The sequence below is a fragment of the Streptomyces capitiformicae genome (assembly GCF_002214185.1).
In the GTDB taxonomy this organism is placed as follows: domain Bacteria; phylum Actinomycetota; class Actinomycetes; order Streptomycetales; family Streptomycetaceae; genus Streptomyces; species Streptomyces capitiformicae.
The window spans coordinates 141,973-165,589 of sequence record NZ_CP022161.1; the positions used below are offsets into that span (position 1 = coordinate 141,973).

Sequence of the window (23,617 nt, forward strand, 5' to 3'; positions counted from 1 at the left end):
TCGTAAAGTGAAATTCAATTCACGTTACTGTCCCGTGATGTTCTGTCCGGGCGCCGGGGAATGTCAAGAGCCCCGCCCTGTCCCGCCGACTGCGTTTGCCGTGTCCCCTGCGGCGGAGGAGCCTCGAAGGAGAGGACGAAGGAGGTCACCCATGGGCACTGCGGCAAGCCCCGCCTTCGACACCGAAGCGCTGCGCAGGGGCACGGAGCAGGCGAACGCGGCGACACTGCTGTCGCTCTACGCGGACGACGCCGAGATACGCGTCGTGGACCGCAACACCCAGCCCAGCCACCCCAAGGTCATGCACGGGCGGGCCGAGATCGGCGACATGCTCGAAGAGATCTGCAGCCGGGACATGACGCACAAGCTGGAACAGTGCGTCGTCCAGGGCGACCAGGTCGCCTACACCGAGTCCTGCGAGTATCCCGACGGGGTGCGGGTGCTGGCGAGTTCGATGATCTCGCTGCGGGACGGCAAGATCGTCGACCAAACGCTGATCCAGGCCTGGGACGAGGACTCCTAGGTCAACGGTCAGGCGGGTACGCCCAGGTGGTCCAGGAGCCGGTGCATGTCGGCCACCGGGAGACGGGGTTGTGGCCGCCGCCTCCATGGCCATGGCCCGTCACGGGTCGCGCAGCAACTCGTCGATCCGGGCCCGTGACAGCCGGACCACGAAGTCCTCGTGCTCCGCGAGCAGTTCGACGAGGTCGGCCGGGAGCGCCGGGTGGACGGCCGCGCTCCGGCGCAGCCGACGGTGGGCGGAGGCCGTTACAGGCACGCAGGGCGTCCGAGTCGCCGCCGAGTGCCAGGACCCAGCCGAGCGAACGGGGACCGTCCGAGCGCTCGACCGTGTAGTCGACGGCCGCGCGCTGCTCCTCCGTCAGGTCGGGGCGCGCCGGCACCGCCCGTCGTACCCCGTGCTCGGGATCCACGGCGAGCCGTGCCACGAGCTCGGGCGGCAGCGACGGATTACCGGCCAGCGCCTCCGTGGCGTAGGAGTCGTCGAGGTCCATGAGTCGTTCGGCGGTGGCGCGGGGCAGTCGGGCGACCGCGATCACGTCCCGGCGCTCGAAGTCCTCGACGAAGGCAAGGACTTGGTCGGTGCGGAGCTCGTCGGTGCGACAGGCCTGCCGGTCCGCCGCCCGGCGCACGGCGGCGTCGGGGTCGGCGAGCAGCGCCTCGCGCGCGGTCGGATCCAGGGCGTCTCTGACTCGGCACACGGCTTGGCGCACCCAGGGTCCTCGTGACCGGCGTACCCGGCCAGGACACGGTACAGGCCAGTTCCGCTCGCACCCTGCGTTCTGGGTCGTCCAGGAGCCGGGCCCGGTCCGCCGGGGCGGCCCCGGGCTCTGGGCGAACACGCAGCGTGCCCGGAGGCGAAGGCCGCCTTTCGTTCCGCGCGTACGTCACCGCTCGACTCCCCCTGTCGTACCGATCGGTCATCCTGCGGTCGGCCAGGGGCTCTTTCAGGTCATCGCCGTCCCGTTCGCCGGACCCGGCGCCGCTTCGCCGCCATACTGGGCCGCGTGCGGGTAGCGATCATGACGGCCGGCTCCCGGGGCGACGTGGCCCCGTACACGGGGCTGGGACATGGGCTGGTGCGGGCCGGGCACGAGGTCACCCTGGTGACGCACGCCCGCTTCGAGTCCCTCGTCGCGGGGTCGGGGGTCGCGTTCCGTTCCCTGCCGGTGGATCCGCGGGCCGAGCTGGAGTCGGAGCGCGGGCGGGAGTTGCACCGGAGCACGACCGGGGCCGGGAAGCTGCTGCGGGCGGTGCGTATGGCCCGGAGCCTGGTCGGGGGGATGTCTCACGATCTGGAGGTCGCCGCCCGCGCCAGTGACGTACTGCTGCTGGCCGGCACGCTCGCGCCGTTCGGCCACACCCTCGCCCAGGGGCTGTCGATTCCGAGCTTCGGAGTGAACCTCCAACCACTGGCCCCCACAAGGGAGTTCGCGCCGCCGATGACCGGAGTGCGCTCGTGGGGTCCCGTCCTGAACCGGGCGGCCGGGCACGCGGTGAACCTGTCCGTGGAGTGGATCTTCACGGAGGAGATGCGCAGGCTGCGCGCCGCGTACGGGCTCCCGCGCGCCGGCCCGGTCGCCGCCCGGCGGGCCCGCGAGCGTCGGGCCTGGCCGGTGTTCCACGGCTACAGCCCACGAGTGGTGCCGAGGCCGGGCGACTGGCGGGCGGGGCTCGACGTCACCGGGTACTGGTGGTCGTACGACCGCGAGGACCGGCTCCCCTCCCCCCTGCTGGACTTCCTCGACGCCGGGCCTCCTCCGGTCTTCGTGGGCCTGGGCAGCGCCACCGTGCCCGATCCCGAGCGGATGAGCGCCGAGATCGTACGGGCGCTGCGGGCGGCGGGGCTGCGGGGGGTGATCCAGCGGGGTTGGGGCGAACTGCGCGGCGAGGGCGACGACATGTTCACGGTGGGCGAGGTGCCGCACTCCCTGCTCTTCCCCAGGATGGCCGCGGTGGTCCATCACGCGGGCGCCGGCACCACGGGGGCCGGCCTGCGCGCCGGGGTCCCGGCCGTACCCGTCCCCGTCCAGTTCGACGAGGCCTTCTGGGCCGCCCGGCTGGTCGCCCTCGGCGTCTCCCCCGCCGCCGTACCCCTGCGGGGCTTCACCGCGACGGAACTGACGGCGGCCCTGCGCCGAGCGACCGGCGACCCGTCGTACGGCCACCGGGCGCGGGCTCTGGCCGAGGAGTTGCGGGCGGAGGACGGGGTGGCCCCGGTCCTGACGGCGGTGAACGAACTCTCCTGACGGCGACGAACCGGGCTGCCTTACGACGGCGAACCGGTTCCCCTGACGGCGGTGTGCTGCCTCACCCCTGCTCGGGTCGCCACCCCGCCGGGCGGAGTATCCCGAGCAGGAGGTGGACGAGTTCGTCGACCACCTCGTCGAGGGCGGCGTCGACGTAGCCGGCCCGCCAGTCGTGGAGGAGGCCGTTGACGCTGCCGATGAAGGCGGTGGCGGCGAGGCGGTAGTCGCGGGGGACGGCTTCGCCCTGTTCGGCGGCCGCGGCGGCCTCGGCGCAGATGAAGTCGACCCAGCGGGAACGGCGTTCGAGGCGCTGGCGTTCCAGGCGGGGGCTGACGCCGATGATCTCGGTGAAGGTGATGCGCAACCGGCGCGGATCACCGGTGACGTCGGCGGCGTAGGCGTGGGACGCGGCGGTGGCGCGCTCGGCGAGCGGCTGACGGTTCGCCGTGGCGAGGCCGAATCAGGGCGTCCTCGCCACGACGCACAGCCCCCGTACCGGCCGGTCGGCTGTTTGAGCGTCTCTGATTGGCTTAGCGAAACTGAGCTTGCTCAGCGGCTTGAGTCAATCGCCTTCGTGCCCTGGTGCTGTGAACCGGAGCCTCAGCCCGCGTGGCACGTCCCCCCGGACGCTGGTCGGCCGGGCCGTGAGGCCATGCCGAGGAGGGTGCCCGACGTCGCCTGGGCGCCGGGCGTGCACGTCACAATCTGTCACAGGATCACTACGATTCGCTGATCCAACTGTTCATTGCCCGTCCGGCGACTAGGTCGACCCTCGGTTGATTTTGTCGTGTCCCTGGTCTTGTGGTGAAGCACGCCAGTTCCTTACTTTCCAGTAAGTATGCTCTGAACACTGAGGTGTTCAGACTCCCCCCCCGCAGGAGGAATCGACATGCCCCTCTCCCCCGCCCCCCGCCGCCGCAGAACCCGGCACCTGGGCGCCGTCGCCGCCGCGCTCGCGCTGACCGCCTCCGCCGCGGCGACCGCCACCCCGGCGACTGCCGCGGCCGATCTGCGGGAGGTGATGTTCGTGGGCAACAACTGGGACGGCACCGCGGACGTCATCAAGTCGTCGGGGGACTTCGCGAAGATCGGCCGGATCAACGTCATCCCGGACAAGGACGAGCGGATGGCGGAGATCAACGCCAATCCGATCAGGTGGATCGCCTTCATGACGATCCGCAACACCGTGGGCGAGGGTCACGACCAGTTCGTGGACGACATGTACTCCACGCCGGACGGCTCGTCGATGGTCGTCTCCCGCCCGAGCTTCGCCGATGTGGTCTCCATCGACCTGGCCACCGGCGACATCAACTGGCGCTTCCCCGTGTCGGGTTACCGCTCGGACCACATGGCGGTCTCCCCCGACGGCAAGCGGGTCGCGGTGTCCGCGTCGACCGGCAACACCGTGCACGTCCTGGACATCGTCACCGGCCGGCAGCTCGGTTCGTTCAAGACCGGTGACAAGCCGCACGAGAACATCTTCACCGGCGACGGCAAGTACATCTGGAACATGGCGATCGGTGATGTGAACACCCAGACCGACGCGCCCTGGCTGGACTGGACGAAGGGCGACCGCAAGATCACGGTCGTCGACGCCAACACGTTCCAGCAGGTCAAGGTCATCGACATGCGGGACCGGCTCAACGCGATCGGGCTCAACGACTACTCGGACGCGGTCCGGCCCGCCGTGTTCTCCCCGGACGAGACGAAGCTGTACTTCCAGGTGTCGTTCTTCCACGGCTTCTTCGAGTACGACATCGCCACCGACAAGATCACCCGTACCAAGACCCTGTCGAAGAACCCGGCGACCAGTGACGACCGTACGACCTTCGTCAACGACTCGCGGCACCACGGCATCTCGATGAAGCCGGACGGCTCGAAGCTGTGCGTCGCGGGCACGATGGACGACTACGCGACCGTGGTCGACCGTGCGACCCTGCAGGAGGGCCCGCTCGTCACCGTCGCCAAGCCGTACTGGGCGACCGTCAGCGGTGACGGCAAGTCCTGCGTGGTCTCCGAGAGCGGCGCCGACCAGGTCACGGCGATCGACTTCGCCACGGGAAGGAAGACCGTGTCCGTCGCAGTCGGCGACCACCCCCAGCGGGTGCGGCTGGCACAGGTGCCCGCCGACTGGACCGGACCCTCCGACTGACTAGTTGAACTCGGCGGCCAGCCACCCCGACAGCTCCGTCCGCGCCGCGCTCAACCGCGCGGCGGGCGGGGCTGTCGCGCCGTTGGTGACCAGGGCGTAGTGCAGCTTGCCCGAGTCGGCGGCGGTGAGCAGCAGCCGGCGGCTGCCGGTGGCGCCCGGCTCCCTGGCGGCGGCGACGGGTGTCGACGTCGTGTACGCCGGCGGGGCGGCCGTCACCCCGAGGTCGGACACCACCGTCGTGGACGCGGTCGGGAAGGACGCCGGCAGGTGCAGTTCCGTCGGTTCGGTGCTGCCGTCCGAGCGCCAGACCAGCAGGGCGTACTGGCCCGAGCCGACGAGCGAGGAGACGTTCGGCAGTGAGCTGGGCACGGGGTTCCATGTCAGCGTCGTGGAGCCGTCGCGCGAACGGTCCTCGTAGGTGAAGGCGACGGCGCTGCCCGCGGTGGCGCTCGGGTAGATCCGGTCGAGCATCCGGGCGTCCTGGCGGAGCACGGCCGTACCGGAGTCGTCGAGCCGTACGGCCGACAGATCTTCGCCGTTCCAGGCGTCGCCCTCGACCTGCGCCTTGTCGGGGTTGTCGTTCATCAGCTCCTTGTGGCGGCCGTTGTAGATGTCCCACTGCCACTGGGAGCCGGAGAGGACCGGGCCGGAGGACGCCGGTTCGGCCCACCAGTTGGCGCCCTTCACCCGGGAGTCGAGCGCCTGGTACATGGCCTTGTAGACCGTGGGCGCCTTGTCGGAGACCGAGCCGCTGAGCGGGTGCCCGAACTCACTGACGATCGCGGTGGTGCCATTGGCCGTGGCCCGGTCCCGGACGGTACCGAAGTCGGTCACGTACTGGCCGTCCCCCGCCTTGCCCCACATGAAGACGCCGGAGATCGCCTTCTGGTCGTAGAAGTGGGTGTTGAAGACGAACCGCGGTCCGATCGTGCCCGCGTCGAGGAGTCCGCCCTCCTTCTTCTGGAAGTCGAGGTTGGCGTTCCAGAAGAGGTTCGGCTCGACGAAGGCGGGTTTGCTCTGCCAGCCCGCCGCGTCCATCCGCGCGCGGAACTTGACGTAGAACGGCCACAGGACGTCCTTCTCCCACGTCCTGCTGGTCTGCCCCGAGTCGAGGATCCCCGGATGCGGCTCGTTCCACGGGTTGAAGCCGACGACGCCCTGGAACTGGGTGGCGGTGAGGTTCGACTTCACGTACGTCATCGTCTTCTGCGCAGTGTCCAGGAAGGAATCCTGGAGGCCGTAGGCGTTGTGCCAGAAGTCGTACATCGACTCCGTCACGGCCGCGTTGGAGGTGATGTTCTGGCCCCAGAACGGGCAGATGCCGCAGTACTCGTCGGGGTAGTCGCCGAGGTCGACGGCCCACTTGGGGGCGCCGTCGCCGGTGTACCAGCTGTCCGAGTCGAACAGCCAGCGGGAGTAGAGGTCCTGGTGGAAGTCGGGGTAGACCCGGATCCCCGCGTCCAGGAAGGCGCCCATCTGCGCCGTGGCCGCCGCGAGGTACCGGGTGTCCACCTGCCCGCGCACCGGTTCCGCGTACGCCCAGGACAGCAGGAAGCGGACCGAGTTGCCGCCGCCGAGTGCCCTCAGCGCGGTCGCCGACTTCTTGGCGTCGGCGACCGAGGCGAAGGGCAGCCCATTGTTCTCCTTGAGCTTCGTCTCGCCGGAGACGTTGTAGCCACGCAGGACGACCTCGCGGCCGAGGCCGTCCTTGAAGCGGCCGCCTTCGACGGTGAGAGTCGCCGCGGCCTGGGCGTCGAACCAGAGTTCGTCAGTGAGAGCGGAGGCGGGCTGGGTGGGGCCCGCCGTGGTCAGGAAGCCGGTGACGAGTACGAAGACACCGAGCAGACGTGTGCGCAATCTTGACATGTCCACCACATTCGACATGTCCCTACCGTCCCAATGACCAGGCGGGCCGTCAATACCACCTGACTCACGAGTAAGTACCCGTTTTCTCAGGACAGTTCACCTGTCACGGCCGGTTCTTTGCCCGGCTCAGGCGGTGGGGTGGCAGCGGGATGTCGCTGACCACGGCGGACGGCGCCATTCATCCACCGGGAGCGTAGGCATCAGGTGCGGGGCCCCAGCCGGTGGAGTCGTACGTCCGTCAGGTGGCCGTCCGTCACGGTCGCCGTCATGTACGTGCAGTGCGGCTGTCGGCGGCGGTCCGTGGGCGAGCCGGGGTTGAGGAGGCGCAGCCCGGTGTCCGTGGTCGTGTCCCAGGGGATGTGGCTGTGGCCGAAGACCAGGACGTCGGTGTCGGGGAAGCGGTCGGCGCAGCGGCGTTCGCGGCCCTGGGCGGGGCCGGTCTCATGGACGACCGCGAGGCGCAGGCCGGCCAGGTCGGCGTACGCCACTTCGGGGAGGCGGGCGCGCAGGGCGGGGCCGTCGTTGTTGCCGTACACCCCGATCAGGCGTGGGGCACGGCTTTCGAGAAGGTCGAGTGTGGCCTCGTCCACCCAGTCGCCGGCGTGGACGACCACGTCGGCGTGCGGGAGTTCGTCGAGGAGTTGCCCGGGCAGCGCCTTCGCGCGCACCGGCAGGTGGGTGTCGGACATCAGCAGCAGACGCACCCTGTCAGGGTGTCACCCGATGGGGATCTCCGCCCACACCTGTTTGCCGCCGCTCACCGGCACCGTGCCCCAGGCGGTCGACATGGCCTCCACGAGGAGGATGCCACGGCCTCCGGTGGCCTCCCAGCCGATGCTGGTGGGCTTGGCCGGCGTACGGGGTGAGGCGTCGGCGACCGCGACGCGCAGCCGGTCGGCGAGGAGGGTGAGGTCGAGGCGGACCTTGCCGTCGGTGTGTACGAGGGCGTTGGTGACGAGCTCGGAGACAACGAGGAGGACGGTGTCCGCCTCGAAGTCGATGCCCCAGGCGCGCAGGACCCGCTTGGTGTAGCGGCGGGCCTGGCCTACGGCCTGGGGGACGCGCCACACCGTCCAGTTCTCGCGCTGCGGGCGCAGGGCCATGCCGTCGTAGCGCATGAGGAGCAGGGCGACGTCGTCGTCGCGGTTGGCGCTGCGGAGCAGGCTGTCGGCGACGGCGCCGAGGTGGGCGGGGTCGGCGGCGGACAGTCCGTCGGCGAGCTGGTCGAGGCCGTCCTCGACGTCGAGGGCGGCGGACTCGACGAGGCCGTCCGTGGTGAGAGCGAGCACGGTGCCGGGGGCCAGGCGCAGCGGGGTCATGGGGAAGTCGGCCTGCGGGACGACGCCGAGCGGCGGTCCGCCCTCCGACTCGGTGATCTCGGCGGTGCCGTCGGGGTGCCGCAGCACGGGCGGCACATGGCCGGCCCTGACGTACCAGGCGGAGCCCTCCTCCATGTCGATGTCGACGTAGCAGCAGGTGGCGAAGAGGTCGGTCTCCATGTCGACGAGGAGCCGGTTGGCGTGGGAGACGACGACGTCCGGGGGGTGCCCTTCGACCGCGTACGCGCGCAGCGCGGTGCGCATCTGGCCCATGAGGGTGGCGGCGCCGGCGTTGTGGCCCTGGACGTCGCCGATGACGAGGGCGACGTGGTTGTCGGGCAGCGGGATCACGTCGTACCAGTCGCCGCCGACCTCCAGACCGGCGGTGGTGGGCAGGTAGCGGGCGACGGCCACCGCGCCGGGCAGCTGGGGCAGACGGCGTGGGAGGAGGGTGCGCTGGAGCATGCTGACCAGTTCGTGCTCGGCGTCCAGGGCGTGGGCGCGCATCAGTGCCTGGCCGGCGAGGCCCGCGGCGGCGGTGAGCAGGGCGCGCTCGTCGGAGCCGAAGGCGTGGGGGCTGTCCCAGCCGATCAGGCAGGCCCCGGCCATGCGGCCGCCGCCCGGCAGCGGGAGCACGGCGAGGCCGCCGGGGCCGACGTCGGCGAGCGCGGGCTCCAGGGTGGCGCCGGCGGGCCAGATCGCGGCGCGTCCCTCGCGCAGGGCGGCGGCGAGGGTCGGCATGCTGCGCACCGGCGCGTCGGGCCATTCGGAGCGCCACTCGGAGCGCCACACCTCGGGCCAGGCCTCCGGCTGGGGCGGGTCGAGGACGGTGACGACGAGGCGGTCGGCCTCCAGTTCGGCGAGGGCGATCCGGTCGGCCTGGAGCGGTTTGCGCAGGGCGGCGACCACGGCCTGGCTGACGTCGCGCACGGTGCCCGCCCTGGCCAGGGCGGCGGCGAGGCGCTGGATGCGGGCCACGTCGTTGAGGCCGGAGCGCACGCTGGCGGCGTCGGCGACGGCGCCGACCAACCGGTCGGGGCGGCCCTCGCCGCCGGGGACCAGACGGGCACGCAGCCACAGCCACCGCTGTTCGCCGGAGGGCTGGCGGATCCGGAACTCCAGTTCGCGGTCACCGACGTACATGTGGTCCGCCTCCACGACGGACATCAGCGCCGGCAGGTCCTCGGGCACGGTGAGGGCCATCAGGGTCTCGACCCGGCCGTCGAAGTCGTCGGGGCCGATGCCGAACAGTTCCAGCAGTTCGGGGGCGACCTCGATGCGCCCGGTGTCCATGGCGTACTCGAACGAGGCTCCGACCCCGGCGGGCGGGGCCGGGGCGGCCTGGGCGACGGCCTCGGTGAGGAGTCCGAGGCACTCCCGGTCCTCGGTGTCGAAGCCGTCCGTGCCGTCGCTGACGGCCACCAGACAGCCCCGCTCGCGCAGCGGCAGCACGGCCAGCGAGAACTCCTTGGCGTGCGAGCGGCGTACGTCGGCGTCCTGGAGGAGGTCCGCGGAGCCGAGCCAGCGCGGCTGCCCGGAGCGGCACGCCTCGGCGACCGGGGCGGTGCCGGAGGCCGGGTAGCTGTCGCGCAGCCCGTACAGGTTCCTCGGTACGCCGGCCGACGCGACCAGCGACAGCAGATCGCCGTCGCCGTCGGGGGTGTACACGACGGCGACCGTCGCATCCGTGAAGACGAGTACCTGTTCGAGGACAGCGTGCAGCCGATCGTGCGGATCGAGCTCGTCGGCGACGGCCTCGAGGGCGAGTTCGGCACGCTGTGTCCTCGCTCCGCGCTGCGCCGCACCCTCACTCACCACGTCGCAATTACAGCGCTTCCCAGCCACTCGCGCAGCCCCTGCGACCATTCCGTGGTGATCGGGGCGCGTCTTCGGTGCGGTACGAGGCGTACGCGCTCGCCGGCAGGGACTTCCACGAGACACCGGACCGGCTGTCGGCCGGCGAACGCGCCGGGGCGGCCGTACCCGGCCAGGAGACGGCCCGGCGGGAGGTTTCCGAGGAAGGTGCATGCCTCCGCCACCAGGGCGAAGGCGGACCGGATCGGGCCCACCGTACGGGACTACTGCGTGCCGCGGCTGATCCCGTTCAAGTCCGCTCCCGGCTTTGGCCGCGCTGGAACGGCTCGCGGGGCTGGGTAGCGGGGCTCGGCCCCCGCCCAGTGCTCGCCGTGCGTACCGGGCCGTCAGGGGGGAGCCTTGACCCGGGGGCCGTCGTGCCGCCGTGGGAGGAGGTGGTCGGGCATGTCCGACGTGTACGCGTCCCGGGGGCGGACCACCGTCGAGACGGCACGCCTGGGCCATCCGATGCTGTCGCTGGCCCTGGCCGCGATGATGGACGACGTCGACGCGCACTCCGGCGCCGTGTATCTGCTGACAGCCGACGAGCCGGTGCTGGAGATGGCGGTCATGGCGGGGCTGCCGAGATCGTTCGCCGCGCCGTGGGAGCGGGTGGGACTGAGCACTCCGGTCCCGGTCGCCGAGGCCGTACGGGACCGGCGGCTCGTATGGGTGAACGGCGAGGAGCAGATGGCCCGCCGCTACCCCCGTATCGCCGTGGTCCTGCCCTACCCCTTCGCCCTGGCCGCCCTGCCGGTGGCGACCCGCGACACCACCTACGGCGCCGTCTTCCTCACCTGGCCCGGCTCGCACCCGCCGGAGCTCAGCGACCGTGAGCGGGACCATCTCACCTCGGCCTGCGACCGGCTCGCGAAACGGCTGCGGCGCGCGGAGGAGGAGGGCCGGCCGGTACTGCCGGAACCGGACCTGTCGGCGCCGTCGGCGACCACCGTCGCCGGGACGCTCGGCACGGTGGAGGCGGCGCGGATGGTGGCGCGGCTGCCGTACGGGATGTGCGCGCTCGATCTGCACGGGCGGATCTCCTTCGCCAACGCGGCGACCGCCGAACTGCTCGGCATCCCCGTCAGCGGGCTGCTCGGCACCCAGCTGTGGGCGTCCGTGCCCTGGCTGAACGATCCCTCGTACGAGGACCGGTACCGGGCCGCGCTGATGAGTCAGCACGTCACGTCGTTCGTGGCGCTCAAGCCGCCGAACGACTGGCTGTCGTTCCGGCTGTACCCGGGCACGAACGGGCTGAGCGTTCGCATCTCCCGGGCCCGGGCGGTCGCCGAGATGGAGGGCGCCGCGCGTCGGGATGACGACGAGCCGGGCCGCCTGGTGACCATCAACCATGTCCTGGCGCTGGCCAGCGCGCTCACCGAGGCGGTGGGGGTGCAGGACATGGTGGAGCTGGTCGCCAACGAGATCGTCCCGGCCATCGGCGCGCAGGCACTGCTGATGCTCGGTTCGCGGGCGGGGCGGCTGCATGTGCTGGGGCACCGCGGTTACGCGGATCCGCGCCTCGTGGAAGGCTTCGACGGTATGCCGCTCACCGCGCAGACCCCCGGCGCGCATGTCCTGAGCAGCGGGGTGCCCGCCTTCTTCGAGAGCCGACAGCAGTTGGAGCACCTGTATCCGATGCAGCGGACGACCCGGGACGGCCTGGGCGCCTGGGCGTATCTGCCGCTCATCGCCCAGGGGCGGCCGGTCGGCACCTGTGTGCTCGGGTACGCGGAACCGCATCCGTTCCCGGCGGACGAGCGTGCGGTGCTGACCAGCCTCAGCGGGCTCATCTCCCAGGCCCTGGAGCGCGCCCTGCTGTACGACGCCAAGCACCAGCTCGCCCACGGGCTGCAGGCCGCGCTGCTTCCGCACTCGCTGCCGTCGATCCCCGGCATCGAGTCGGCCTCCCGCTATCTGCCGGCGACCCGGGGCATGGACATCGGCGGCGACTTCTTCGACCTCGTGCTCTCGCACGGGCGGGCCTCGGCCGTGATCGGCGACGTACAGGGGCACAACGTGACGGCGGCGGGGCTGATGGGGCAGATCCGTACGGCCGTACGCGCGTACACGACCGTCGGTCAGGCGCCGCAGGACGTGATGAGCAGTACCAACCGGCTGCTGATCGACCTCGGCTCCGAGTTGTTCGCCAGCTGTCTGTACCTGCGGCTCGACCCGGAGCACGGGATGGCCGTCATGGCGCGGGCCGGGCATCCACCGCCGTTGCTGCGCAGACCGGACGGGAAGGTGAAGGTGCTGGACCTCGCGGGTGGGCCGCTTCTGGGGATCGACGCGGACGCGGTGTATCCGACGACCGAGGTGGCGCTGGGCGAGGGTTCCCTGCTGGCCCTCTACACGGATGGGTTGATCGAGTCGCCCGGGGTGGACATCGAGGATGCGCTGGCCGACCTCGGGGAGCGGCTCGCCTCCGTCGGGGAGCAGGCGTTGGATGCGGTCGCCGATGAGTTGGTCCGGGAGACGGAGACCGCGCAGGAGCGGCTGGACGACGTGGCCCTGCTTCTGTTGCGGGCGGCGAAGGTCGGGTGACTCCTGCCGGGGCGCCGACGCCCCCTGGGGGGTGTGGTGAAAGCCCCGCACAGCACCCCTGAAACGCACCGGTCCGACCCTCCCGCCGGAGGGCCGGACCGAGTTCCACTCACCGGCCGGAACCGCTGTGGTGTGGTCGGTGGGTGGGTCGTGGGATCGACGGTGCGGTATCAGTGGCCGCTGAGCCCGGAACCGTCGTCCACCACGTCTTCGCGGGTGTCGGCCTAGTGCTCGACGACGCCCTGCTCGTGCTCCGCGCCGGCCTCTTCACCGGCACCGGCAGCGGCGGCTTCCTCACCGGCACCGGCGGCGGCGGCTTCCTCACCCGCGCCGGCCTCGCCACCGGCACCGGCCGCGGCGGCCTCGCCACCCGCACCCGCGGCGCCGGCCTCGTCACCAGCACCCGCAGCGGCGGCTTCCTCACCGGCACCGGCGGCGGCGGCTTCCTCACCCGCGCCGGCCTCGCCACCGGCACCAGCGGCGGCGGCCTCGTCACCGGCACCGCCCGCGGCTTCCTCACCGGCGCCCGCGCCGCCGTCGCCGAGGGTGGCGCCGACCGCGGCCAGGGCGGTGGTGACCGGCTGGAAGAAGGTCTCGCCGCCGACGGTGCAGTCGCCACTGCCGCCGGAGGTCAGGCCGATGGCCTGGCCGTCCTGGGTGAACAGCGAGCCGCCGCTGTCGCCGGGCTCGGCGCAGACGTTGGTCTGGATGAGGCCGGTGACCGTGCCCTCCGGGTAGTTCACCGTCGCGTCGAGGCCGGTGACCTGGCCGTCGGCGAGACCGGTGGTGCTGCCCATGCGGAACACCTGGAGACCGACCGTGGCCTCGCCGGCCGCGTTGATGTCGACCGTCTCGCCGTTGCCGAGGTCGACGGTGCTCGCCGCCTGGGTCGCCGGGTCGTTGTAGTTGACCAGCGCGAAGTCACCGTCGCCGGGGAACGTGGCGGTCGCCGCGTCGACCGTGCCGATCGGGGCGCCACCCTCCTCCTCGGACCACTCGGCCTCCGCGACACCGCAGTGACCGGCGGTCAGGAACGCGGGCGCCCCTTGGGCGTTGACGACGTTGAAGCCTGCGGAGCAGCGCGCGCCGCCGCCGAAGATGGCGTCGCCGCCCTCCAGGAAGGTCTTGAAGGTGCCGGCGGACTTCTTGATCTCCGCCATGCCCGAGCCGAGCGACTTGACCGTCGACTCGATGGTGTCCCAGTTCTCACCGGTGACCGTGGAGTCGGCGGTGACCTGGAGCTTGTTCGTACGGGGGTCGATCGCCCAGGCGGTGCCGGGGATGCTCGCCTTCTCCTTCAGCGTCGCCGCGCCGGCCTTGAGCTCGGACCAGCTGTTCTCGACCTCCTGGACCTTCGCACCGGCCTCCTGGGCCTGGATGATCACATTGTTGTCGTCGCCGTCGATCTCGATGCCGTCGATGACCTGAATGATGAGCTGCTGCTCACTCGAGTTGTAATACGCGCCTGCGAACGCTTCACCGAGCGCTTCCCGGAGTTGGGAGGCGAGGTCCGAGGCGTCACTCGCGGCGAGCGTCTTCGGGGCCGCCTGGTTGGACTCCGTCTGGGACGCCATGGCGTTCGGCAGGATGAGGGCCGCCGCTCCGAGTGCCGCCACGCCGCCTGCCGCTATAAAGGCCTTACGCTTGGTGGCTCGTTTGTGACTCAACTCTTGACCTCCTGGGGGCGGGGTCCGTGCCGCCGTCGGCGGGTGAACTGGGGGCGCCTGGTTGCCAGTTGGTACGGATGCTTCCGATGGGGTGTTCAACGCCTCGGAAAAAGTTTCCGATCTTCCGCTTCGCAAAGTGCGGTTCGGGTGGCATTTCACGACTTCCCACCCGCGTTCCCCGGCCCGAATCCCTGGGAACGATGCCGGCATGACTCTCACACCCGCCGAAGCCGACAAGATCCTCGCCACCAACTTCGCCCCTTGGGTACTCGACCTCGGCCTCACCGCCGTGGAGTTGGACGAGCGACGCGCGGTCCTGCGCCTGCCGTGGTGCGACCGGCTCGCACGCGAGGGCGGCGCCCTGTCGGGGCAGGCGTTGATGGCCGCGGCGGACACGGCGACGGTGATCGCGGTGTCGGCGGCGCGCGGTTCCTTCGTACCGATGACCACGGTTCAGCAGTCGACCAGCTTCCAGCGAGCGGTCACGGGTGAGGACGTACTCGTCGAGGCGGTCCTCACCAAGCTCGGGCGCCGGATGGCTTTCGCCGACATCGCGATGACGACCGGGAGTTCGGGGGAGCTCGCGGCCCGGGCGAGCACGGTTTACGCGCTTCTGGGGTGACGACAGGGCGCTCCTGTGACAACTGAGCGCAATACGTCAAGCGAGCAGACACGATCCGCTACCGATCGGTAGCCGTCCGTTCCCGTTCCCGATCGAAAAACCGGCTCCGGCGAATCTCCACATCGAATACCCAGTCAGGTCACGGCGCACCAAGGATCTGCACGGCCGGCGCCACCGCGCCGCGCCTTTGAGGCGGGACTGTCCAGTTCGTTTTCCGGTTGGCAACGAGCGGGCTGCGACGATGCGGCGCCCGGTGTGAAGAACTTGGCACCGCCGCGTGCGCAGGCCTGCACGGATGAGCCCTCATGGTCATCAAGTTCCCTGGTGAGAGGCTCTGTTGATTGGATGTGCGCCCCGGATCTCTGCTTTGATCCATCGCACCGCGGGGGCCGCCAAGCTCTCGGAGACGAGAAGTGGGCACCCACGTGTGCGGCCGTCGTTCTGTCCCCAGAAGGGGGCCGCTCCCCCCCCTTATGAAGAGCTATACGAAGGGAAGTTCCATCATGAACTCCACCCCCCAGGTTGAGACCGCCGAGCTGTCGGACGCCGCCCTCGACGCCGTCTCCGGCGGCCTGCAGGTCAACGCTCTCGGCACCGTCACCGGCCTGGTGGACGGCGTCGCCCCGGTCTCCGGCCTGGTCAACACGGCCGTCACCACGGTCGAGGGTGCCACCGGCCTGAGCACCGCCCCGGTCACGAGCCTGGTCGCCGGTCTCTGATCGAGCCCCAGTGCCGCTGAGTCCCGGAACCGCCTGACGGTTCCGGGGCTCTCGGATGCCCGGACACCATCGGGCGCCCCGAAAGTCCTTTCGTCTCACATCGCGCAGGTGAGGGAAGTCCCGTGCAGTTCCGCCAACAGGCCCTCGCCAAGCTCCAGTCACCGGAGGAGCTCGACCTTCCGGTGCGCTTCGCCCGCCCCCAGGGCTGGCTGGTGCTGTCCATCACGGTGGTCGCCATGGCCGCCGCGTCCGTGTGGGCCGTCACCGGTTCGGTGACCTCCACGGTCAGCGCGCCCGCCATCCTCACCCACGGGCAGGGCAGTTACATCCTGCAGAGCCCCGTCGCCGGCCAGGTCACCGCCGTACTCGCGAAGCAGGGCGAGCGGCTGCCCGCCAAGGCACCGGTCCTGAAGGTCGCCACCGCCGAGGGCGAGACGGTCGTACGTTCCGTCGCCGCGGGCCGGGTCTCCGCGCTCGCCGCCACGATCGGCCAGATCATCCAGACCGGCGCCGATGTCGCCGCGATCGAGAAGGTCGCCGACGCCGACGACCCGCTGTACGCCACGGTGTACGTCCCGGCCGAGAACGCCGCCTCCATCCCGAAGAACGCCGAAGTCGACCTCACCGTCCAGTCGGCGCCCACCCAGAGCTACGGTGTGCTGCGCGGTCATGTGAAGAAGGTGGACCGCACCGCCCAGACACCGCAGTCGATCGGCGCGTTCCTCGGTGACAGCCAGCTCGGCGAGCAGTTCACCAGGAAGGGCCGGCCGGTGGCCGTCACCGTACGCCTGGACCGCAAGGCGTCGACCGAGTCCGGCTACAAGTGGTCCTCGCAGGACGGGCCGCCCTTCGAGCTGTCCTCCATGACCATGGCCACGGGTTCGATCCGCATGGCCGACGAGCGTCCGATCGATTGGCTGCTCCCGTGACCCCACCGCAGGACACCGCGCCGCCGTCGGGGCACGGCAGGCGCAAGGCGGCGGCGAAGAAGCGCCCGGTGCCCAGGAGCAGGCAGCGGACCGTCCGTACGCCCACCGTCCTCCAGATGGAGGCCGTGGAGTGCGGTGCCGCCTCCCTCGCCATGGTTCTCGGCCACTACGGGCGGCACATCCCGCTGGAGGAGCTGCGCATCGCCTGCGGTGTCTCCCGGGACGGCTCGCGCGCGAGCAACCTCCTGAAGGCGGCCCGCGGTTACGGCCTGACCGCCAAGGGCATGCAGATGGACGTGGCCGCCCTCGCGGAGGTGAAGGGTCCGGCCATCCTGTTCTGGGAGTTCAACCACTACGTCGTCTACGACGGGATGGGGCGCCGCTTCGGCCGGCGCGGCGTGCACATCAACGACCCCGGCAAGGGCCGCCGGTTCGTGCCGATGGAGGACTTCGACGCGAGCTTCACCGGTGTCGTCCTCGTCATGGAGCCCGGCGCCGACTTCGAGAGGGGCGGCCGCAAGCCCGGCGTCCTCGGCGCCATGCCGGCCCGGATGCGCGGCACCTCCGGCACCCTGCCCGCCGCCGTCCTCGCGAGCCTGCTCCTTGTGGCGGTCGGCGCGGCGGTACCCGCGCTGAGCCGCACGTACATCGACATGTTCCTGATCGGCGGCCAGACCTCGCTGCTGGGCGTGCTGTTCGCGTCGATGGGCGCGTGCGTGCTGCTGACGGTCCTGCTGACCTGGCTGCAACAGGCCAACCTGCTGCGCGGCCGTCTGATCTCCTCCACCCTCTCCAGCGCCCGCTTCCTCAGGCATCTCCTCCGCCTGCCCGTCACCTTCTTCTCCCAGCGCAGCCCCGCCGACCTCGTCCAGCGGCTCCAGTCCAACGACGTGGTCGCCGAGACCCTGGCCCGCGACCTCGCGGCGGCCGGTGTGGACGCGGTCGTCGTCGTCCTCTACGCCGTACTCCTCTATACGTACGATCCGCAGCTCACCTTCGTCGGCATCGCGGTGGCGCTGCTGAACGTGGTGGCGATGCGGGTGGTGATCCGGCTGCGCGCGACCCGTACGGCGAAACTGCGCGCCGACAGCGCACGGCTCACCAACACGGCGTACACCGGCCTGCAGTTGATCGAGACGATGAAGGCGACCGGCGGCGAGGAGGGCTACTTCCGCAAGTGGGCGGGCCAGCACGCCACCACGCTGGAGGAGCAGCAGCGCCTCGGCGTGCCGAGCGCGTGGCTGGGCGTGGTCGCGCCGACGCTCGCCACGCTCAACAGCGCGCTCATCCTCTGGATCGGAGGCATGCGCGCGGTCGAGGGCCACATATCCGTCGGCCTCCTGGTCGCCTTCCAGTCGCTGGTCACCCGCTTCACCGCGCCGATCACCCGCCTCAACGGCGTCGCGGGCCGCATCCAGGACTTCGCGGCGGACGTCGCCCGGCTGAAGGACGTCGAGAACTTCCAGGCGGACCCGCTGTACACCCGCCCGGACGCCGGCGAGTCCACCCGCCGACTGCACGGCCACGTCGAGCTGGAGAACATCACCTTCGGCTACAGCCCCCTCGACAAACCCCTGCTCACGGGCTTCGACCTCACCGTCGGCCCAGGTCAGCAGGTGGCTCTGGTCGGCGGCTCGGGCAGCGGCAAGTCGACGGTGTCGAGGCTGATCTCGGGCCTGTACACCCCCTGGGAGGGCGTGATCCGCATCGACGGCCGACGACTTGAGGACATCCCGCGCGGCGCGCTCGCCACCTCCGTCTCCTTCGTCGACCAGGAGGTCTTCCTCTTCGAGGGCACGGTCCGCGACAACGTGGCCCTGTGGGACCCGTCGATCCCGGACGAGGCCGTGGTCGAGGCGCTGCGGGACGCCGCCCTGTACGACGTCGTCACCCGTCGCCCGGGCGGTATCAACAGCAGGGTCGAGCAGGACGGCCGCAACTTCTCCGGCGGGCAGCGCCAACGTCTGGAGATCGCCCGGGCTTTGGTGCGCAGGCCCAGCATCCTCGTCCTGGACGAGGTGACGAGCGCGCTCGACGCCGAGACCGAGCTGGTCGTCATGGACAACCTGCGCAAGCGCGGCTGCGCCTGTGTGGTGATCGCCCACCGGCTCAGCACGGTCCGCGACAGCGACGAGATCGTCGTCCTGCAGCACGGCACGATCGTGGAACGCGGCCGGCACGAGGAGCTGGTGGCACGCGGCGGCGCGTACGCCCAACTGGTCAGGGAGCGGTGAGATGACCTCCGTACACGACAGCCACGGGGGCCAGGATGTCCAGGGAAGCCAGGTGAACCACGGGGGCGACCTCGTCCTCGGCGCGCTCGGCGCCATGGGCACACCCCTCGACTGCACCGGCTACACCCGCCTCGACCTCGAAGGCCCGCAGGTGCTGTGGCTGGTGGTCTCCGGCGCCCTGGACCTGTTCGCGGTCGACGCCGAGCAGCAGGGCCACTGGCACCACCTCGGCCGCCTGGAAGCGGGCTCGCTGTTGCTCGGCCCGGTCGCCGGGCCGCAACACACCCTGGTCGCACGCCCGTTGCGGGACTGCGTGGTGCGCCGCATCGGGCTGCGCGAGCTGTACCAGCCGGTGAACACCGAGACCTGGTCGTACGACGAATGGGGCAACCCCCAGCTCGTACCCCCGCAGACGAGCCCGCTGGAGTACGCCCTCGCCCTGGGCGTCGGCCGTGGTCTGTCCATCCTCTTCCAGGCGCCGATGGCCACCGAGCAGGCGGCCGCGCTCACCGACGACGACGTGTTCTGGATGCAGGTGCCGCCCGGCAGCGTCCAGTACGGCTCGCTGTACGGCGCGGAGGCGGCGGCCGACCTGCTGATGGACCCCGGGGTCTGGCAGAGCATGGTCGACCAGCAGTACCGGCTGCTGGCCACGCTGGACCGCTGGATCGAGCAGCTGGAACGCACCCACGAGGACCGTACGGCGGCGGGTATCAAGGCCGGCGAGGCGGTCCGCGCCCAGGCCGACCGAACCCTGCTCGCGTCCATCGGCAAGTCGTCCGCGACCCGGCGTACGACGGCGGCCGACGCCGACGCCACGTACGCGGCCTGCAAGGTCGTCGCCCAGGCGGCCGGGATCGCTCTCTCCGAACCCGCGCAGAGCGGCACGGAGAGCGACCGGCTCGACCCGGTGGAACGCATCGCGCTCGCCTCCCGGGTCCGGGTCCGCGCCGTACGGCTCACCGGAAGCTGGTGGCGGGAGAACGTGGGCCCGCTGGTCGGGCACCGGGCCCTGTCCGGCGCGCCGGTGGCGCTGCTGTGGCGGCGCGGCGGATATGTGGCCGTGCAGCCGTCGTCCGGCCGGGAGACGCCGATCGAGAAGGCGAACGTGGCGGAGTTCGAGCCGCGTGCCGTGATGTTCTACCGCCCGCTGCCCGAGCGGGTGCTGAGCCCCCTGCGTCTGATGCGGTTCAGCCTCCACGGCACCGGCGGCGACATGACCGGCCTGCTGCTGAGCGGCCTGGTGACGGTCGCGCTCGGGTCGCTCGTACCGATCGCGACGGGCAAGGTGCTCGGCGAGTACGTGCCGAAGGCGCAGGAGAACCTCATCGTGCAGGCCTGCTTGGCGGTGATGCTCGCGAGCGTGGTGTCGGCGGCGTTCCTGCTGTTGCAGAACCTGACGATCCTGCGCCTGGAGGGCAGGATCGAGGCGACGCTCCAACCGGCGGTCTGGGACCGCCTGTTGAGACTTCCGACCAAGTTCTTCACGACCCGCTCGACCGGTGAACTCGCCAGTGCCGCCATGGGCATCAGCGCGATCCGTCGGACGCTCGCGGGGGTCGGCCCGGTGGTCGCCCAGTCGGTGACGATCGGTGCCGTGAACCTGGCTCTGCTGCTCTGGTACAGCGTGCCGATGGCGCTGGCCGCGATCGGGATGCTCGTGGTCGTCGCGGCGGTCTTCCTCGGCCTCGGCCTGTGGCAGGTGCGCTGGCAGCGCCGCCTGGTGGTGCTGAGCAACAAGCTGAACAACCAGGCCTTCCAGACCCTGCGCGGGCTGCCGAAGCTGCGGGTGGCGGCGGCCGAGAACTACGCGTACGCGGCCTGGGCGGGCGAGTTCGCGCGCAGCCGGGAGCTCCAGCAGAAGGTCGGCGGGATCAAGAACCTCAACACGGTGCTCGGCGCGGTGTATCTGCCGCTGTGCACCCTGCTGATGTTCATGCTCCTGGCGGGCCCGGCACGGGGTTCGATGTCGGCGGCGGAGTTCCTGACGTTCAACACGTCCGTGACGATGCTGCTGACGTCGGTCACCCAGCTCACGGGCGCGTTCGTCTCGGCGGTGGCGGTGCTGCCGTTGTTCGAGGAGATCAAGCCGGTGCTGGAGGCGACGCCCGAGGTGCGTACGGCGAGTACACGCCCAGGTGTACTGACGGGTGGGATCGAGGCCCGCCGGCTGTCCTTCCGGTACGCGGACGACGGCCCGCTCGTACTGGACGACGTGTCCTTCGACATCAGGCCGGGCGAGTTCGTGGCGATCGTCGGCCCGAGCGGCTGCGGCAAGTCGACACTGCTGAGGCTGCTGATCGGCTTCGACAAGCCGGTCTCGGGCAGCGTCCTGTACGACGGCCAGGACCTCGCCGCCCTGGACCAGTCCGCCGTACGCCGCCAGTGCGGTGTCGTACTCCAGCACGCCCAACCCTTCACCGGGTCGATCCTGGACGTCATCTGCGGCACCGAGCCGTTCACACCGGAGGAGGCGATGGCCGCCGCCGAGATGGCGGGGCTCGCCGAGGACATCAAGCGGATGCCGATGGGGCTGCACACCATCGTCCAGGGCAACGGCGCGATCTCCGGCGGCCAGCGGCAGCGCCTGATGATCGCCCAGGCCCTGATCCGCCGGCCCCGCATCCTCTTCTTCGACGAGGCCACGAGCGCGCTCGACAACGAGACCCAGCGGACGGTCATCGAGAGCACGCGTGCCCTCAACGCCACGCGCGTCGTCATCGCCCACCGGTTGTCCACGGTCATGGACGCCGACCGGGTGGTGGTGATGGAGGACGGCAAGGTCGCGGAGGTGGGGGCGCCGGGACGGTTGTTGGCGAACACGGGGGGTCGGCTTCACGAGCTGGTCCGCCGCCAGATGGCATGACCGGTTTCTCGCCCCCGCCACGCCTTCGAGCTCGGGATGGTCGGTGGTGCGTTGGCGGGTGCGGGTGGGCGGGGGCTGGTCGCGCGGTTCCCCGGTCGTGATCAAACTGCCTGCTACACAAGCCGGTGGCGGCCGCCCGCAGCGACTTGCGTGAGATCATCCGTCCATGAGCAGCGACCTGGAAGTGGAAGTGAGTGCTCTGGCGATCAATGTCACGATCCCGCAGGCGCTCCGCTGGACGGACACTCGACGCGGTGAAGCGTTCACGCTGACCACACTCAACGTCCGGCTTCTCCCGGACGGTCACCTCGCCGCAAAGGCCTATGGCCGACCAGTCGATGGTGGTCGCGGCGCATACGTCTCGTTCCCTGTCCCCGACAGACCCGAACTGGCGGCCCTGGTCGCCGGCGCTGCCAGCCGTGCCGGGGCGTTGTGGGCCGCCCATCGCGGTCTCGGCTGAGCTTGGTTCGGCTCGAAGGTCGACGGTGGCAGTCCCGGACTTCGCCCTCGCGGCGCGGCCTTGGAGGGTAGATCTTCTTGCGTGACGCGAGTGCAACTGACGGATCCTGAGCGGGAGTTCACCGGGCTGGTTGCACCCTGCCGCCTTTGTACACGGTCGGCCGGGTCGCACTCCTGAGCGACGCGGCACACGCGATGACGCCCAAGCCCGGACAGGCCGCCTGCCAGAAGAAAGTCCCGTCGTCCGCCCGGAGGGCGGGCCGGGCGGCGTCATGGGGGTCCCCCCCGCTCGAGCTAAGCCGAGAGTGGGGAAGAAGCCGAGAGTGGGGGAGCGTGCCAGGCGTCGGGCGGCAGGCGGGACTTCGCAACACGCCCTAGCGGCGCGGCAGGAGCACGATCGACGCCACCGGGATCGCGGCCAGCACCAGCCACGGCACGGCCGCAGGCAACCCGGTGTCCATCAGCGACCCCGTACCCGCACTGCCCACCAGCACGATCAACCCGGAGACGGATGACATCGCCCCCGTGTACAGCCCGAGCCGCCCCGAGGCGGCAAGGTCCGGCACCCACGCCCGCGCCGCCGGCGCCACGAGCATCTGCCCCAACGTCAGCAGCACGACGAACCCGGCGGCGGGCAGCAGCCCAACGTTCCCCGTCCACGAGGCCGGCCGTATCACCGCCACCACCCCGAACCCGGCGGCGATCAGCAGCAGCCCCGCCGTCATGGACCGCCGCAGGTCGAGCCGCTCGGCGGCCCACCGCGTGACCGGCAGCTGCGCGGTCACGACGAGCAGCGAGGACAACCCGAACAGCCACGCCAGCGCCGACTGAGAGCCCGTGGCACGCTCCACCTCGTCAGGAAGGAGGAGGTACAGCTGGTTGTAGGCCAGCAGATACGCCCCGTACGTGCAGCACAGCGCCAGGAACCGGCGGTTGCTCAACAGCCCTCCCAGCCCGCCCTTCACCTCGACCCGTTCCCGGCCGGGGATGTGCTGCGGCAGCAGCCAGAAGTGCCCGGCGAGAACCAGAACGAAAACCCCGGCCCCGGCGAGGCACACCACGCGATAGTCCACGGCCAGCAGCAGCGCCCCGATGAGCGGTCCGACGAACGCCCCGGCCTGCCCCGCCACCGTGAACAGCGCGAGGACGCTCGTACGGGAGCCGCCCCCCGCATCCTCCCAGACCACCGCCTGCCGGGCGACCTCGGACTCCACGGCCGGCGAGAACAGCGCGGCGGCGAATCCGATCAGCAGGACGGACCCGATGACCGACCAGTCCGCCTCCGCGTATCCCAGCCACGCGAACCCGGCGATGCGCAGCACACATCCCGCGAGGACGACGGGCCGTACGCCGTAACGGTCGGCCAGCGCACCGCCCACCACGAACAGCCCTTGCTGGCTGAAGGTCCGCAGACCCAGCACGAAGCCGACCATCCAGCCGGCCATACCGATCGCCGTACCGAGGTGCTCGGCGAGGAACGGCAGCACCGCGTAGAAGCCGAGGTTGAAGGCGAGCTGGGTAAGGATCAGCAACCGCAGAAGAGGGTTGAGCCGCTCCCAGGTGTGCCGCCGGGACGGCCGGGCGGATTCCGGCCGGGGCGGCTCACTCATCGTCT

Annotated in this window: 16 protein-coding genes and 1 pseudogene; 10 read left to right on the forward strand and 7 right to left on the reverse strand. The window is 70.9% G+C overall.

What is annotated here, in order from left to right:
- Positions 1–151: 151 nt before the first annotated feature.
- A complete protein-coding gene (locus tag CES90_RS00540) occupies positions 152–523 on the forward strand; it encodes a nuclear transport factor 2 family protein (protein WP_189782055.1) in 372 nt (123 codons plus the stop codon).
- Between the two features lies 1 nt (position 524).
- Here the strand turns inward: CES90_RS00540 and CES90_RS00545 are convergent, their stop codons facing one another.
- Positions 525–1,220: a hypothetical protein gene (locus tag CES90_RS00545; protein WP_189782054.1), complete on the reverse strand. Its 696-nt coding sequence runs from the start codon at positions 1,218–1,220 to the stop codon at positions 525–527.
- A 321-nt stretch (positions 1,221–1,541) separates the two neighbouring features.
- Between CES90_RS00545 and CES90_RS00550 the strand changes: the two genes are divergently transcribed.
- Complete coding sequence (locus CES90_RS00550; RefSeq protein ID WP_189782164.1) at positions 1,542–2,768, forward strand: glycosyltransferase; 1,227 nt, start codon at positions 1,542–1,544, stop codon at positions 2,766–2,768.
- A 61-nt stretch (positions 2,769–2,829) separates the two neighbouring features.
- Here CES90_RS00550 and CES90_RS00555 read toward each other — a convergent pair.
- Positions 2,830–3,222 (reverse strand): annotated as a pseudogene (locus CES90_RS00555) (TetR/AcrR family transcriptional regulator); the annotation flags it as partial.
- A 435-nt stretch (positions 3,223–3,657) separates the two neighbouring features.
- On the opposite strand from CES90_RS00555, the gene CES90_RS00560 reads away from it, so the two are divergent.
- The gene (locus tag CES90_RS00560; protein ID WP_189782053.1) at positions 3,658–4,920 is read left to right on the forward strand and encodes a YncE family protein; all 1,263 of its coding nucleotides are present in this window, start codon (positions 3,658–3,660) and stop codon (positions 4,918–4,920) included.
- Here the strand turns inward: CES90_RS00560 and CES90_RS00565 are convergent, their stop codons facing one another.
- The 3 genes from CES90_RS00565 to CES90_RS00575 form a co-directional block, all read right to left on the reverse strand.
- Positions 4,921–6,786 carry a cellulase family glycosylhydrolase gene (locus tag CES90_RS00565; RefSeq protein ID WP_189782163.1) on the reverse strand — a complete coding sequence of 622 codons (1,866 nt, stop codon included), beginning with the start codon at positions 6,784–6,786 and terminating at the stop codon, positions 4,921–4,923.
- Positions 6,787–6,986: 200 nt separating this feature from the next.
- Positions 6,987–7,490: a metallophosphoesterase family protein gene (locus tag CES90_RS00570; protein ID WP_189782052.1), complete on the reverse strand. Its 504-nt coding sequence runs from the start codon at positions 7,488–7,490 to the stop codon at positions 6,987–6,989.
- Positions 7,491–7,502: 12 nt separating this feature from the next.
- Positions 7,503–9,923: a SpoIIE family protein phosphatase gene (locus CES90_RS00575; RefSeq protein WP_189782051.1), complete on the reverse strand. Its 2,421-nt coding sequence runs from the start codon at positions 9,921–9,923 to the stop codon at positions 7,503–7,505.
- Positions 9,924–10,364: 441 nt separating this feature from the next.
- Between CES90_RS00575 and CES90_RS00580 the strand changes: the two genes are divergently transcribed.
- Entirely contained in the window at positions 10,365–12,506 is a 2,142-nt protein-coding gene (locus CES90_RS00580; protein WP_189782050.1) for a SpoIIE family protein phosphatase, read from the forward strand.
- A 224-nt stretch (positions 12,507–12,730) separates the two neighbouring features.
- On the opposite strand, the gene CES90_RS00585 is transcribed toward CES90_RS00580, so the two are convergent.
- Positions 12,731–14,122: a S1 family peptidase gene (locus CES90_RS00585; RefSeq protein WP_189782049.1), complete on the reverse strand. Its 1,392-nt coding sequence runs from the start codon at positions 14,120–14,122 to the stop codon at positions 12,731–12,733.
- Between the two features lie 259 nt (positions 14,123–14,381).
- Between CES90_RS00585 and CES90_RS00590 the strand changes: the two genes are divergently transcribed.
- The 6 genes from CES90_RS00590 to CES90_RS00615 all read left to right on the forward strand — a co-directional run bounded on the left by CES90_RS00590 (position 14,382) and on the right by CES90_RS00615 (position 22,003).
- A complete protein-coding gene (locus tag CES90_RS00590; RefSeq protein ID WP_189782048.1) occupies positions 14,382–14,795 on the forward strand; it encodes a PaaI family thioesterase in 414 nt (137 codons plus the stop codon).
- A gap of 503 nt (positions 14,796–15,298) precedes the next feature.
- Positions 15,299–15,514 carry a type A2 lantipeptide gene (locus CES90_RS00595; protein ID WP_189782047.1) on the forward strand — a complete coding sequence of 72 codons (216 nt, stop codon included), beginning with the start codon at positions 15,299–15,301 and terminating at the stop codon, positions 15,512–15,514.
- A 122-nt stretch (positions 15,515–15,636) separates the two neighbouring features.
- Complete coding sequence (locus CES90_RS00600; RefSeq protein WP_189782046.1) at positions 15,637–16,443, forward strand: HlyD family efflux transporter periplasmic adaptor subunit; 807 nt, start codon at positions 15,637–15,639, stop codon at positions 16,441–16,443.
- Positions 16,440–18,677: an NHLP family bacteriocin export ABC transporter peptidase/permease/ATPase subunit gene (locus CES90_RS00605; protein WP_373313300.1), complete on the forward strand. Its 2,238-nt coding sequence runs from the start codon at positions 16,440–16,442 to the stop codon at positions 18,675–18,677. The genes CES90_RS00600 and CES90_RS00605 overlap by 4 nt, the downstream gene beginning before the upstream one ends.
- Positions 18,678–18,771: 94 nt before the next feature.
- A complete protein-coding gene (locus CES90_RS00610; RefSeq protein WP_189782161.1) occupies positions 18,772–21,543 on the forward strand; it encodes an NHLP bacteriocin export ABC transporter permease/ATPase subunit in 2,772 nt (923 codons plus the stop codon).
- A gap of 166 nt (positions 21,544–21,709) precedes the next feature.
- The gene (locus CES90_RS00615) at positions 21,710–22,003 is read left to right on the forward strand and encodes a hypothetical protein (RefSeq protein WP_189782045.1); all 294 of its coding nucleotides are present in this window, start codon (positions 21,710–21,712) and stop codon (positions 22,001–22,003) included.
- A 373-nt stretch (positions 22,004–22,376) separates the two neighbouring features.
- On the opposite strand, the gene CES90_RS00620 is transcribed toward CES90_RS00615, so the two are convergent.
- Complete coding sequence (locus tag CES90_RS00620) at positions 22,377–23,612, reverse strand: MDR family MFS transporter (RefSeq protein ID WP_189782160.1); 1,236 nt, start codon at positions 23,610–23,612, stop codon at positions 22,377–22,379.
- Positions 23,613–23,617 lie beyond the last annotated feature (5 nt).

Bases quoted from the DNA above. Each gene is read 5' to 3' on its own strand.
- CES90_RS00540 (WP_189782055.1), top strand. From the start codon at position 152: ATGGGCACTGCGGCAAGCCCCGCCTTCGACACCGAAGCGCTGCGCAGG.
- CES90_RS00550 (WP_189782164.1), top strand. From the start codon at position 1,542: ATGACGGCCGGCTCCCGGGGCGACGTGGCCCCGTACACGGGGCTGGGA.
- CES90_RS00560 (WP_189782053.1), top strand. From the start codon at position 3,658: ATGCCCCTCTCCCCCGCCCCCCGCCGCCGCAGAACCCGGCACCTGGGC.
- CES90_RS00565 (WP_189782163.1), bottom strand. From the start codon at position 6,786: ATGTCAAGATTGCGCACACGTCTGCTCGGTGTCTTCGTACTCGTCACC.
- CES90_RS00580 (WP_189782050.1), top strand. From the start codon at position 10,365: ATGTCCGACGTGTACGCGTCCCGGGGGCGGACCACCGTCGAGACGGCA.
- CES90_RS00590 (WP_189782048.1), top strand. From the start codon at position 14,382: ATGACTCTCACACCCGCCGAAGCCGACAAGATCCTCGCCACCAACTTC.
- CES90_RS00595 (WP_189782047.1), top strand. From the start codon at position 15,299: ATGAACTCCACCCCCCAGGTTGAGACCGCCGAGCTGTCGGACGCCGCC.
- CES90_RS00610 (WP_189782161.1), top strand. From the start codon at position 18,772: ATGGGCACACCCCTCGACTGCACCGGCTACACCCGCCTCGACCTCGAA.
- CES90_RS00615 (WP_189782045.1), top strand. From the start codon at position 21,710: ATGAGCAGCGACCTGGAAGTGGAAGTGAGTGCTCTGGCGATCAATGTC.
- CES90_RS00620 (WP_189782160.1), bottom strand. From the start codon at position 23,612: ATGAGTGAGCCGCCCCGGCCGGAATCCGCCCGGCCGTCCCGGCGGCAC.